At 68.9% G+C, this 12,680-nt stretch carries 10 protein-coding genes; 4 read left to right on the top strand and 6 right to left on the bottom strand.

Going from position 1 to position 12,680, the window contains the following annotated elements:
• Window positions 1–89: 89 nt before the first annotated feature.
• The 4 genes from G6023_RS06060 to G6023_RS06045 form a co-directional block, all read right to left on the bottom strand.
• Complete coding sequence (locus G6023_RS06060) at window positions 90–1,229, bottom strand: Mrp/NBP35 family ATP-binding protein (protein ID WP_067718407.1); 1,140 nt, start codon at window positions 1,227–1,229, stop codon at window positions 90–92.
• Window positions 1,230–1,268: 39 nt separating this feature from the next.
• The gene (locus G6023_RS06055; protein ID WP_241727715.1) at window positions 1,269–2,324 is read right to left on the bottom strand and encodes a lytic transglycosylase domain-containing protein; all 1,056 of its coding nucleotides are present in this window, start codon (window positions 2,322–2,324) and stop codon (window positions 1,269–1,271) included.
• A 168-nt stretch (window positions 2,325–2,492) separates the two neighbouring features.
• Complete coding sequence (locus tag G6023_RS06050; protein ID WP_067718401.1) at window positions 2,493–3,044, bottom strand: DUF1003 domain-containing protein; 552 nt, start codon at window positions 3,042–3,044, stop codon at window positions 2,493–2,495.
• Window positions 3,041–4,354 (bottom strand): magnesium transporter MgtE N-terminal domain-containing protein, encoded by a 1,314-nt coding sequence (locus G6023_RS06045; protein WP_182634468.1) that lies wholly within the window; start codon window positions 4,352–4,354, stop codon window positions 3,041–3,043. The genes G6023_RS06050 and G6023_RS06045 overlap by 4 nt, the downstream gene beginning before the upstream one ends.
• A gap of 69 nt (window positions 4,355–4,423) precedes the next feature.
• Between G6023_RS06045 and G6023_RS06040 the strand changes: the two genes are divergently transcribed.
• From G6023_RS06040 to G6023_RS06030, 3 genes are read left to right on the top strand one after another with little or no spacing between them, the layout of a single operon-like run.
• The gene (locus G6023_RS06040) at window positions 4,424–5,458 is read left to right on the top strand and encodes an HpcH/HpaI aldolase/citrate lyase family protein (protein WP_182634466.1); all 1,035 of its coding nucleotides are present in this window, start codon (window positions 4,424–4,426) and stop codon (window positions 5,456–5,458) included.
• Complete coding sequence (locus tag G6023_RS06035; protein WP_167457806.1) at window positions 5,455–5,961, top strand: YflT domain-containing protein; 507 nt, start codon at window positions 5,455–5,457, stop codon at window positions 5,959–5,961. Before G6023_RS06040 ends, G6023_RS06035 begins: the two co-directional genes overlap by 4 nt.
• A 32-nt stretch (window positions 5,962–5,993) precedes the next feature.
• A complete protein-coding gene (locus G6023_RS06030) occupies window positions 5,994–6,566 on the top strand; it encodes a suppressor of fused domain protein (RefSeq protein ID WP_069389885.1) in 573 nt (190 codons plus the stop codon).
• On the opposite strand, the gene G6023_RS06025 is transcribed toward G6023_RS06030, so the two are convergent.
• Complete coding sequence (locus G6023_RS06025) at window positions 6,567–7,640, bottom strand: magnesium and cobalt transport protein CorA (protein ID WP_372501989.1); 1,074 nt, start codon at window positions 7,638–7,640, stop codon at window positions 6,567–6,569.
• 202 nt (window positions 7,641–7,842) lie between these two features.
• Between G6023_RS06025 and G6023_RS06020 the strand changes: the two genes are divergently transcribed.
• Window positions 7,843–8,697 carry a glycine betaine ABC transporter substrate-binding protein gene (locus G6023_RS06020; RefSeq protein ID WP_241727714.1) on the top strand — a complete coding sequence of 285 codons (855 nt, stop codon included), beginning with the start codon at window positions 7,843–7,845 and terminating at the stop codon, window positions 8,695–8,697.
• A gap of 98 nt (window positions 8,698–8,795) precedes the next feature.
• Here the strand turns inward: G6023_RS06020 and G6023_RS06015 are convergent, their stop codons facing one another.
• The gene (locus G6023_RS06015; protein WP_172812176.1) at window positions 8,796–12,620 is read right to left on the bottom strand and encodes a multifunctional oxoglutarate decarboxylase/oxoglutarate dehydrogenase thiamine pyrophosphate-binding subunit/dihydrolipoyllysine-residue succinyltransferase subunit; all 3,825 of its coding nucleotides are present in this window, start codon (window positions 12,618–12,620) and stop codon (window positions 8,796–8,798) included.
• Window positions 12,621–12,680: the final 60 nt, after the last annotated feature.

Genomic DNA, 12,680 nt, shown 5'->3' with positions numbered 1-12,680 from the left:
CACGACCGGTCCGGCGCGCGTCCGGCCCGACCCGCGGCGGACAGACGGCACGAACGGCCGGGGGCTGAGCCCCCGGCCGTCGCCGTCCGTCAGAGGTGCCGGGTGGTGTCGATCCCGAGGTTCATCCCCGCCAGGCCCCGGGGGCGCACGGCCAGACCGTCCGCGATCTCGCGGTATGCGCGCCCGGACGGCGAATCCGGCTCGGCGAGGACGATGGGCGTGCCCTCGTCCCCGTGCTCGCGCACGGCCTGCTCCAGGGGGACCTGACCGAGCAACGTGACGGGTGCACCGACCGAGCGGGACAGATTGGCCGCCACCTCGGCACCGCCGCCGGTGCCGAAGACATCCATCCTGGTGCCGTCGGGCAGCTCGAGCCATGACATGTTCTCGATGACACCCGCGATGCGCTGACGGGTCTGCAGCGCGATCGATCCGGCCCGCTCGGCCACCTCTGCGGCAGCCTGCTGGGGCGTGGTGACCACGAGGATCTCCGCGGAGGGGATGAGCTGCGCGATCGAGATCGCCACATCGCCCGTGCCGGGGGGCAGGTCCATCAGCAGGACGTCGAGATCACCCCAGTAGACGTCCGCGAGGAACTGCTGCAACGCCCGGTGGAGCATGGGCCCGCGCCACACAACCGGGGTGTTGCCCTTCGTGAACTGTGCGATCGAGATGACCTTCACGTCGTGCGCGACGGGCGGCAGGATCATCTGCTCCACCTGGGTCGGTCGCGCGTCGGTCCCCAGCATCCGAGGGATCGAGTGGCCGTAGATGTCGGCGTCCAGTACACCCACGGAGAGCCCCCGCGAGGCGAGGGCCGTGGCGAGGTTGACCGTCGCAGTGGACTTGCCGACCCCTCCCTTGCCCGAGGCGACCGCGTAGACGCGGGTCAGGTTGCCGGGCTGGGCGAACGGGATGACGGGCTCCGCGGCATCCCCGCGCAGGTGCTTGCGCAGTTCGGTGCGCTGCTCGTCGCTCATCACGTCGAGCTCGACAGCGATCTCGCCGACGCCCGGGACGTCGGCCACCGCCGTGCGGACGCGGTCGGTGATGGTGTCCCGCATCGGACAGGTGGCGACGGTCAGATAGATGCCGATGTCGACCCGGCCCGTGGCGGGGTCCACCTCGACACCCTTGACCATGCCGAGCTCCGTGAGCGGCTTCCGGATCTCCGGGTCGTCGACCTTCGCCAGGGCGGCCCGGATCAGTTCTTCGCTGGGTGCACTCATGATGCCCCGAGTCTAGGCGTCACGGCACCGGGTGACGATTCAGGCAGGCGGCGACGGTACGCAGAACGGAGGTATGCAGGGCAACTCGATCACGGGCAAACCCGGTAGCGCCGGAGCCGGGGGCGCCACCGCCGGAGGCGCCGGGCGTTCGGGCGACGGCGTCGGAGTCGGCGTCGCCGACGGCGAAGGAGAGGCGCTGGGCGCGGGCGGGGCCGGAGTCGTCGGGGGCTCGACCTCCGTGCAACCGGGCACCGGGGCCTCGGGCTCACCCGGAGCAACGGGCTCGGGTGCCTCGGTGGGCTCGCCCTCCCACCCATCGGGGCATCGCTCGGGCGGCTCCGGGGGTTCGATGGTGGGTTCGGGCTGGTGGATCTCCGGCAGGTCCGACCGCAGCGGGACGGCGTTGACCGCATACCCGTGGGCCCAGGCGTTCACGTTGGCGACATAGGCCAGCGAGTTGTTGTAGGCTAGGACCGCCCGGGTGCGGGCGGCGGGATCGGCCATCGATCCCCCCTGCCCACACAGCAGGGACGCCGCCGACAGCGCGCCGTCGTAGATGTTGTTCGGATCGGCCACCCCGTCGTCGTTGGCGTCGCGACCGAGACCGGCCCAGGTCGAGGGGATGAACTGCACGGGGCCCACCGCGCGGTCGAACTCCGCATCGCCGTCGAACCGGCCCCCGTCCGTGTCGGTGATGACGGCGGTTCCCGGAAGGCTCCCATCGAGGCGGGGGCCCAGGATGCGGCCGATGGTGTTGCCGTGGACGTCGAACCGACCACGTCCCTGGTTGGACTCGACCTGGCCGATACCGGCCAGGAGAGTCCAGTCCATCTCGCAGGCGGGCTTCTCCGCATTGAGGCGGTCCGCGGCGCGGTGATAGGCGTCGAGGGCGATGCCGGGGATGCCCAGCGGCCCGTCCGGGATGGTCGCCGGCTCGATGTGGGCGGCGCCGGGGTCCTCCGGTGCGGCCGGTTCCTCCTCCGGGGACGGCTCTGTGGTGCGGGAGGTGGCGGGAGCCTCGGTCACCGTCGGCGTGCTGGGCGCGTACTCGGCCAGCGGAGTGATGTCCGGCGGCGCGGGGCGACTGGCGTCCATGTTCAGTCCCACGGCCGACAGCACAGCGATCGCGCTGGCGGTAACGGCGGCACTGGTCAGAACCCGGCGATCGGCGTTGTGCGCAAAACGGCGCAAGACTTCCCCCTACGACTTCCCGGTCGGCCCAGCGAACGTGCTGCGCCCCACGACGTTCCGTCCCGGCCGAGGCTACCCCCGGCCCTTGACGTCTGAATCGGTTTTGTTGTGATCGGCGTTACACGTCCCGGGTTCGAGGCCGGAGAGGAGGGTCTCGATCCGCTCGACGGAATCACGGAGGTCGTCGAGCTCCCGCCGGAGGTAGTCGCGGGTGACCGTCTCACCGACGGAGAGCCGGACCGAGGCGAGTTCCCGGGCGAGGAACTCGGTGTCCGCCTTGGTCTGCGTGGCGCGGAGGCGATCCTCCCTGACGGACTCCTTGTCGCGGTCCTCCTGCCGGTTCTGTGCGAGCAGGATCAGCGGAGCGGCGTAGGCGGCCTGCGTCGAGAACGCGAGGTTGAGCAGGATGAAGGGATACGGGTCGAAGCGCAGGGCGACCACCGCGACGTTGATGATGATCCAGACGATCACGATGATCGTCTGGATCAGCAGATATGTGCCGGTCCCGAAGAACCGCGCGACGGACTCGCTGTAGCGGCCGACCGCGTCTGCGTCGAAGCTGATCCTCGGTCTGCGCGAGGTCACCGGCATCGAGAGCGAGGACCGCACGGTGGGCTCGCTCATCGGGTCGCCTCCCTGTCGTCGTGCAGGTCCATGTCCCGCCAGTCGTCCGGGAGCACATGGTCCAGCAGATCGTCGACCGCCACCGCGCCGAGCAGGTGTCCCTCGTCGTCGACCACCGGCCCGCACACGAGATTGTAGGTGGCGAAGAACCTGGTCACGGCGTCCGTCGAGTCGGACGGGCGCAGCGTGGACAGGCTGGTGTCGACGGTCTCGGCCACCATCATCGACGGCAGCTCCCGCAACAGCGCCTGGATGTGGACGCATCCGAGGTACTTGCCCGTCGGTGTCGCGGTGGGGGGCCTCACGACGAAGACGAGGCTGGCCAGGGCCGGGCTGAGGTCGGGGTTGCGGCAGTGGGCGAGGGCCTCGGCCACCGTCGTCTGCGGAGACAGGATGATCGGCTCGGGGGTCATGAGCCCGCCCGCGGTGTCCGCGTCGAACGTGAGCAGACGCCGGACGGGAGCCGAGTCCTCGGGGTTCATGCGTTCCAAGAATGACTCGGCGTCCTGCTCCGGCAACTCGCCGAGCAGATCGGCCACGTCGTCGGGGTCCATCGCCTCGAGCACGTCCGCCGCGCGCTCCAGCTCGAGCCGGGTGACGATCTCGGTCTGCTCGTCGTGGGGCAGTTCCTGCAGGATGTCGGCCAATCGCTCGTCGTCCAGTGTCCGGGCGACCTCCAGCCGACGGACCTCCGGCAGTTCCCGCAGGGCGTTCGCGACGTCGGCCGGGCGCATGTCGGCATAGTGCTCGACCAGGCTCTCGGCACTGTGTTCCGGGGTGCCGATCGCGTCGTCGTCGAGTCCCCGGATCCGGCTCCACGGATGGATCGACACCTCGCCGCGGCGGCCGAGCGAGGCGCGCCCGCGTCGTGCGCGTACGGCGAGTCGGGAGACGAGCCAGTCCCTCGAGCGCTGACGCTCGATCTCCACGTCGACCACCTGGTAACGAATGTCCTTCTGGTCGGCGCCCGACTTCTCCGAACCGACCTGGTCCCGCTCGACTCCGATCACGGAGTCCACCAACGCCCCGAGCACCAGGTTCTCCCCGGGTCGGGACTGGAACCGGTGCAGATTGATGGTGCCCGAGACCAGGGAGACGGACCGGGGGTCGATCGAGGCGACCCTGAGCATCGGCACGAAGATCCTGCGACGCGTGGGTAGTTCGACCACGAGTCCGATCACCCGGGGGGGCTTGTGCCGAGATAGCATCGTCACCACGACGTCCCGGATCCGTCCGATGTCGTCCCCGTCAGGGCCGATCACCGGTAGTCCGGCTAGCCTGGCGACGAAGGCCTTGTTGAGGTTCGCCATGTCGACCAGGCTAGTCACCCACGGGCGGCGCCCGCCCGCCATACCGGACGTAAGGGAGTGCCACTCACGATGACCGCAGCCCCCCACGCGACACCCGCGCCATCGGAGGACGCCGCCACGGCGCTCGCCGAACTCCGTGCCCGTCCCCGGCGCACGGTACTGGCCGTGCCCGGCAGCAGTGTCAAGATGATCGACAAGGCCAGGGGACTGCCGGTGGACGAGGTCTTCCTGGATCTCGAGGACGCGGTGGCGGGTCCCGCCAAGGAGGAGGCCCGCCAGAACGTGGTGGCCGCCCTGAACGGCGGGGACTTCGCCGCACCCACGGTGGTGGTGCGCGTCAACGCGTGGGACACCGAGTACACGGTGCGGGACGTCACCGAGATAGTCGGTCGCGCGGGTGCCCGCGTCGACGCACTGTTGCTGCCGAAGGCGCGCTCCGCGGCGGAGGTCATGGCCCTCGACCTGGTGCTGACCCAGGTCGAGAAGGCGGCGGGCCTACCGGTCGGGCACATCGGCATCGAACCCCAGATCGAGGACGCCCTGGGGCTGACCAACATCGATCAGATCGCGACGGCCAGTCCGCGTGTCCTGACGCTGGTGTTCGGCCCGGCCGATTTCATGGCCTCCGTCGGGATGCGCACCCTCACGGTCGGGGAGCAACCGGAGGGTTACGCCCCGGGTGACGCCTACCACCACGTACTCATGACCATCCTCGTCGCCGCCCGCGCCCACGGCCTCCAGGCGATCGACGGGCCCTTCCTCAAGGTGCGGGACGTGGAGGGGTTCCGCCGGGCGGCCGCCCGCACCGCAGCACTCGGCTTCGACGGCAAGTGGGTGTTGCACCCGGCCCAGGTCGACGCGGGCAACGAGGTGTTCAGCCCCCGCCAGGAGGAGTTCGACCAGGCCGAGGCCATCCTCGCCGCCTACGCGCGGTCGACGTCCGTCGAGGGAGGTGCTCGCGGTGCGGTGATGTTCGGCGACGAGATGCTCGACGAGGCCAGTCGTAAGATGGCGCTGGTCGTGTCCGCGCGGGGTCGTGCGGGCGGGATGACCGTGACGGATCAGGCCGGTGCAGGAACGGACCCGAAAGGACGGACATCATGAGCTCTCCCGTGAATCCGGCAGGTGGTAGGACCCGGGGTGGACAGACGCCGGGCCTGCCCACGCCGCCGACCGGTTGGGTGGTCGGGTCGTACCCCACCTACGCGCAGGCCCAGGCCGCGGTCGATCATCTCGCGGACGAGGAGTTCCCCGTCCACGAGGTCACGATCGTGGGAGTGGACCTGATGCAGGTCGAGCGGGTGACCGGCCGGCTCACATGGCCCAAGGTCCTGCTCGGTGGCCTGGCCACCGGCGCCTGGCTCGGGCTGTTCATCGGCCTGTTGCTCGGCATCTTCACGCAGCCCATGTGGGGAGTCGTCCTGACGGGCCTGGTGGGCGGGTCGGTGTTCGGGGTCGTCTCGGCCTCGCTGTCCTACGCGGCCACCCGCGGCAAGCGTGACTTCGCGTCCACCTCGCAGCTCGTCGCGGGACGGTACGACGTCCTGTGCGAGCCCGCCAACGCGGAACGGGTGCGCGACGAGCTCGCCCGCCTCGGGCTGAAGTAGTGCTGCCCGGCGGTCCGACGAGCTCCTCGGACGTGCTCTCCGTGGTGCGGGCGCATCTGATCGAGCACCACGGCCCGGAGCCCCAGGAGGCGTCGGTGACATTCCTCGGCGCGTCACCGATCAGGATCCTGCGGTTCGTGGACATCGAGTCCGGCGTGGTGCGGTATGTCTCGCTGGGATGCTCAGCCGAACCGATGGGGGACCCCTCGGCCCTCGTTCCCGACCCCACCGCGCCGCGGGCGGAGCTGAGTCTGATCCTGCGTGGCGGGGTGGACGGTCTGGTCCGCGCGCTGGCGGTGCTCGCGGCCGCACCCGCGGTGGAGGGCCTCGTCCTGTCGGAGGGAGCACTGATCGACCTGGGAGAGCCGCTCTGGCCGGGCGCGTCGTTCACGGGGGTCGTCCTGCGGGCTCCGGAGATCCCGGACGTGCCGTTGCCCGGTGACGCCGCGCCGGTCACCGTGTTCCGGGCCGTTCCGGTCACCCACACGGAGGCGGCGTGGGTACGGATGAAGGGCGCGGCGGAACTGGAGGAGGCGTGGGCGGAGGCCGGCATCGATGTCACCGATCCCGGGCGCTCGGCGGTCAACCCCGGGCTGAACCGCTGATCACAACCAGCGGTTCCGGCGAAACAGCAGGAGGAGCCCGGCGCACATCGCCACCATGATCCCCAGCACCACGAAGTACCCGTATCGCGCCTCGAGTTCCGGCATGTGGCGGAAGTTCATGCCGTAGACGCCCGCGATCATCGTCGGTACGGCCGCGATGGCGACCCAGGCGGAGATCTTGCGCATGTCGGTGTTCTGTTGGACCCCGACTATCGCCGCCGCCGCGCTGACGAGCGAGGTGCTCTGCTCGTCCAGGGTCGCGACCACCGCTGCCGCCTGTGCGTGGTGGTCCTGGACGTCGCGGAAGTAGTGGCGGGCCTCGGCAGGGACGAGGTCGAGATGATCGACCGACAGGCGTCGCAGGGGCGTGGTCAACGGCCCGATGACGTGTTTGAGTTCGAGTAGCTCCCGCTTGAGGACGTAGATCTGTTCGATGTCCACCCGGGTGCGCGGCGTGAAGAGCGCCGACTCGAGTTCGTCGATGTCCGCGGCCATCCCCTCGGCGGCCTCGATGTAGCTGTCGACGACACGGTCCGCCACGGCGTGCATCACCGCCGCCGGCCCGATCGCGAACCGTTCCGGCGAGTACCCGGGCGCGCCGACGAGGTCCGTGGGGGTGATCTGGTCCCCGTGACGGACGGTCACCACGAAGTCCCGGCCCAGGACCACCATCAGCTCGCCGGTGGACACGATGTCGCTGACCTGCGTGACCGTCTCGTGGGCCAGGTACCGCACGGTCGACATGTTGAGCACGAGAGCGTCGTCGTAGGCCTCCAACTTGGGACGCTGCCGGCCACTGGTCGCGTCCTCGGTGATGAGCTCGTGCAGCCCCAGGTCCCGGGACAGCGCTTCCATCTGGTCGTGCCCCGGGGCGTCGAGGCTGATCCAGACGAAGCCTCGACCGCTGTCGCGCACGCGGCGGATCGCCTCCCGGTGCGGGACCCGGCCGCGTTCACCGACACCGTCGATGTAGACAACGCAGTCCACGGTCGCGTGGTGCGCCGACCCGGCCGGGCCTCGTGGCGTGGCATCTGCTCGGGTTGTCGACGGCCGTCGTGGTGGGATCGCGGGCACCCGGTCCCCCTTTCCCCGTCTCGCCTGACAATATCCGCCGTGCGGGCCCTCGGAGTGACGACCGGCGGTCGTGGCTGGGAGACTGTCCCTCGAGGTGATCCGCGCCGACCGGCGCGGCCGGGGTGAGGAAGGGCGTGGTCGGATGCTGCGGACGGGGGATCGGGCGGGGCGGTGCGCGATGGTGCTCGCGGGGGTTGGCGCGATGGCACTGTCCGGCTGCCAGGCGCAGTCGTCGATCGTTCCCGCGCACCGGGACGATCCGGTGGTGGTCGTCGAGACCGCATCCTTCGGCGAGGTCGAGATCGTCGGTCATATCTACGGCAACGCCCTGGTGCGGTCGGGGTCGCGGGTGACCGCCCGCCCGCAGGCCGGGACCCAGGACGAGGTCGTGGAGTCCGTGGTGACCGGGGAGGCGACGTTCACGATCGGGTTCACCGGTGAGTTGCTCCGGACCTTCGACGAGAACTCCACCGAGGTCGAGGCCGATGAGGTGTACACCGCCATGATGGCCGCCCTCCCGGAGGGCGTGACCGCGGCGGATCCTGCGCCCGCCGAGGACGCCCCCGTGTACGCGGTCACCCGGCACACCTCGGAATCGCGAGGCCTGCGGACGATGTCCGACCTGGCCGGGAGGTGCGGTGAGTTCACCCTCGGCGCACGCGAGGAGGCGCTCGCGGATCGGGAGCTCGCCACATCCGTCGGTACCACCTACGACTGCGGTTTCGGCCGTCGCGTGGCGCTGGGGCCCAACCCCCGCGCGGTGTTCGACGCCCTGCGGGAGGGGGAGATCGGGGTGGGTCTGGTCCAGTCGGCCGACCCCGTCCTCCATCCGGAGGACATCGTCGCGTTGGACGACGACGAAGCTGCCGTCCTCGCCCAGCACCTCGTGCCCGTGTTCCGCAAGGGCTCGCTCTCGGAGGATCAGCTCGCCCTGGTGAACCGCATCAGCGGGGAGCTGACCACCGAGGATGTCCGCGAGCTCCTGCTGGGGGTCGAATTCGGTTCCGCGACCCCCGTCGCGTTGGCGAACTACTGGTTGGACGAGCACGGTTACTGACCTCCGCGAGGGGTGGAACACGAGGAAGGGCCCGACCTGGTGGTCGGGCCCTTCCTCCTACGCGGTCACTCGAGGTCCGCGGTCCTCCGATTCGGCGGTCACTCGAACGCCTGGTCCACCAGCGCCTTCTGCTCGACGGCGTGGACCTTGCTCAGACCCGTCGAGGTCGCGGCCATCGGGCGACGCGAGACCCGCTTGAGGGGCGGGAAGTCCTCGATGCGCTCGGGCAGCTCCAGGGCGAGGAAGCTCCACGCTCCCTGGTTCGCCGGCTCCTCCTGTACCCACCGGACCTCGGTGAGGTTCGGGTAGTGGTCCAACGCCTCGCGCAGGCGGCGGTGCGGCACCGGGTGGATCTGTTCGACCCGGACGATCGCGATGTCGTCGCGGCCCTCCTTCTCCTGGCGGGCGGCGAGCTCGTAGTAGAGCTTGCCGGACACCAGCAGCATGGTCTTGACCTTGCCCGGGTCCTTCGAACCGTCGGCGAACGTCGGGTCGTCGAGAACCGAACGGAACTTGCCGTTGGTGAAGTCCGAGATCGCGCTGACGGCCTTCTTGTTCCGCAGCATCGACTTCGGCGTGAAGACCACCTGCGGCCGCTTGATGCCGTCGGTGGCATGACGACGCATGAGGTGGAAGTAGTTCGCCGGGGTCGACGGCTGTGCGACGGTCATCGAGCCCTCGGCACACAGCTGGAGGAACCGCTCGATGCGGCCGGACGTGTGGTCCGGGCCCATCCCCTCGTGCCCGTGCGGCAGGAGAAGGGTGACGGAGGACTTCTGACCCCACTTGGCCTCGCCGGAGGAGATGTACTCGTCGATGATGGTCTGCGCGCCGTTGACGAAGTCACCGAACTGCGCCTCCCACAGCACGAGGGCCTCCGGGTCCCCGACCGAGTAGCCGTACTCGAATCCGACGCCCGCGTACTCGGTGAGTGCGGAGTTCCACACCTCGAAGCGGCCCTCGGCGTCCTCGAGGTTCTGCAGGGGCGAGTAGGGCTCCGACGTGGTCTTGTCGACCACCACGGCGTGGCGTTGCGTGAAGGTTCCGCGTTGCGAGTCCTGACCTGCGAGACGCACGGTCCGGCCCTCCAGGACGAGGGAACCGATCGCCAGTAGTTCGGCGAAAGCCCAGTCGATGTTGCCGTTGTAGGCCATCTTCTGGCGCGCCTCGTAGACCGGCTTCACCCGCGAGTGGATGTGGAAGTCCGCGGGCAGGTTGCCGAAGGCGTCGCCGATGGCGTGGATGACCGACTCGTCCACCGCCGTCACCAGCCGCTTGGGCAGCGGCTGGTTGGGCAGGATCGACTCGGATGCCTTCACCGGGTGCTTCTCGAGCTCGCGGACCTCGTTGAAGACCCGCTCGAGCTGCCCCTGGAAGTCGCGGAGAGCGTTCTCCGCCTCCTTCTCGGTGATGTCGCCGCGACCGACCAGATCCTCGGTGTAGGACTGGCGGACGCTCTTCTTGTCGTCGATGACCTCGTACATCCGCGGTTGCGTCATCGACGGGTCGTCGGCCTCGTTGTGACCGCGGCGGCGGTAGCAGACGAGGTCGATCACGACGTCCTTCTTGAACTGCTGGCGGAAGTCCATCGCCAGCCGGGCGACCCGCACGCATGCCTCGGGATCGTCACCGTTCACGTGGAAGATCGGCGAGCCGATCATCTTGGCGACGTCCGTGGAGTACTGGCTGGAGCGCCCGGCCTCGGGCGCCGTGGTGAACCCGATCTGGTTGTTGACGACGATGTGGATCGTGCCGCCGGTGCGGTAACCGTCGATCTGGGAGAGGTTCAGGGTCTCCGCGACAACTCCCTGTCCGGCGAATGCCGCGTCACCGTGCAGCATGAGCGGCACGACCGGGTACTCGGAGCGCCATTCCGGATCCTCGATGAGGTCCTGCTTGGCGCGGACGATTCCCTCCAGGACCGGATCGACGGCCTCGAGGTGCGACGGGTTGGCGGTGAGCGACACCTTGATCTCGTTCTCGCCGAACATCTGGTACTGGATGCCCTCGGCCCCGAGGTGGTACTTGACGTCACCCGACCCGTGCGCGGCGGAGGGGTCCATGTTGCCCTCGAACTCGGTGAAGATCTGCCGATAGGGCTTGCCCACGATGTTGGCGAGCACGTTGAGCCGCCCGCGGTGGGGCATGCCGATCACGACCTCGTCGAGGCCGAACTCGGCGGCCTCGTCGATCACCGCGTCCATCATCGGGATGACGGACTCGGCGCCCTCGAGGGAGAAGCGCTTCTGGCCGACATACTTGGTCTGCAGGAACGTCTCGAAGGCCTCCGCGGCGTTCACCTTGGACAGGATGTACTTCTGCTCGGCGACGGTCGGCTTGTCGTCGACCCCCTCGAGGCGCTCCTGGATCCACTGGCGCTGCTCGTTCTCGAGGATGTGGGTGTACTCGATACCGATCTTGCGGCAGTAGGCCGCACGCAACGCGGACAGTACGTCCCGCAACCGCATCTTGTCCTTGCCGACGAACCCGCCGACGGAGAACTTGCGGTCGAGGTCCCACAGGGTGAGCTCGTGGGAGTTGACGTCGAGGTCCGGGTGGAACGTGCGACGCCGCTTGGCGTGCTTCCCGTCGAGCGGGTCGATGTCGGCCATGAGGTGGCCGCGGTCGCGGTAGGCGGCGATCAGCTCGAGGACGCGTGCGTCCTTGTCCACCCGCGGGTCGGTGATGTCCTGACGCCACCGGACCGGCTCGTAGGGGATGCCGAGGACGTCGAAGATCTCGTCGTAGAACTCGTCCGCGATCAGCAGACGGTGGATCTCACGCAGGAACTCGCCGGATTCTGCGCCCTGGATGATCCGGTGATCATACGTGGAGGTGAGGGTGGTGATCTTGCCGATGGCGTTGTTGGCCAACTGCTCGTCACTCGCGCCCTGGAACTCGGCGGGGTACTCCATCGCGCCCACGCCGAGAATGGCGCCCTGGCCCACGGTGAGGCGCGGGACCGAGTGCACCGTGCCGATACCGCCGGGGTTCGTCAGCGAGATCGTGACGCCGGAGAAGTCGTCCATCGTCAGCTTGCCCTCACGGGCGCGGGCGACGATGTCCTCATAGGCGTCCAGGAATCCGCGGAAGTCGAGCTTCTCGCAGTTGCGGATCGCGGCCACGACCAGGGACCGGCCGGCCTTGGTCTTCATGTCGATCGCCAGACCGAGGTTGATCCCGTTCGGGGTGACGACGTTCGGCTTGCCGTCGACCTCCTCGTAGTGGTTGTTCAGGTTCGGGTAGGCCTTGACGGCCTGGACCATGGCGTACCCGATGAGGTGGGTGAACGAGATCTTCCCGCCGTGGGTGCGCTTGAGGTGGTTGTTGATGACCACCCGGTTGTCGACCATCAGTTTCGCCGGGACCGCGCGGACCGAGGTCGCGGTGGGGAGGGACAGCGACGCGTTCATGTTCTTGACGATCGCGTTGGCCGCGCCCCGGATGACCTTGCTCTCCTGCTCCGCGGGGGGCTCGTACTCGGGGCGTGACGGCTTCTTCGTCGCCGCGGTGTCGGACTTCTTCCGAGTCTCCGACTTGTGCTCCGGGGCGGGCACCCCCTCCCCGCGGGCCTTGCGCTTGGGCGAGGCGTCGGCAGCGGGCTTCGCCGCGATGTCCTTGGCGGACGCCTCGGGGGTGGAATCGTCGACGGTGATCTCGGACGGCTTCTTGTCTGATGTGACCGATTCCCCACTGCTCCCACCTCCCGATCGGGGCCGACTGCTCTTGCCGGATTTTCCGCCCGAGCTGCCGGGGGAGGTGCCGTTGGTCGAGTCACCACCGGAGGAGGAGGCGGCCTCCGGGTTGGCGTCGAAGAACTCGTGCCAGGACTTGTCCACGGAGGACGGGTCCTTGGCGAACCGCTCGTACATCTCGTCTACGAGCCACTGGTTCTGTCCGAACTGTGAGACGTTGTTGCTCACGATCTCTTGGTGCCTCTCTGGTTCTGTGGTGGGTTTCACACGTCAATGGATCCAGGCTAG

Source organism: Dietzia sp. DQ11-71 (assembly GCF_014144995.1).
Classification (GTDB): Bacteria; Actinomycetota; Actinomycetes; order Mycobacteriales; family Mycobacteriaceae; genus Dietzia; species Dietzia kunjamensis.
This window is presented reverse-complemented; position numbering and strand designations above follow the sequence as displayed.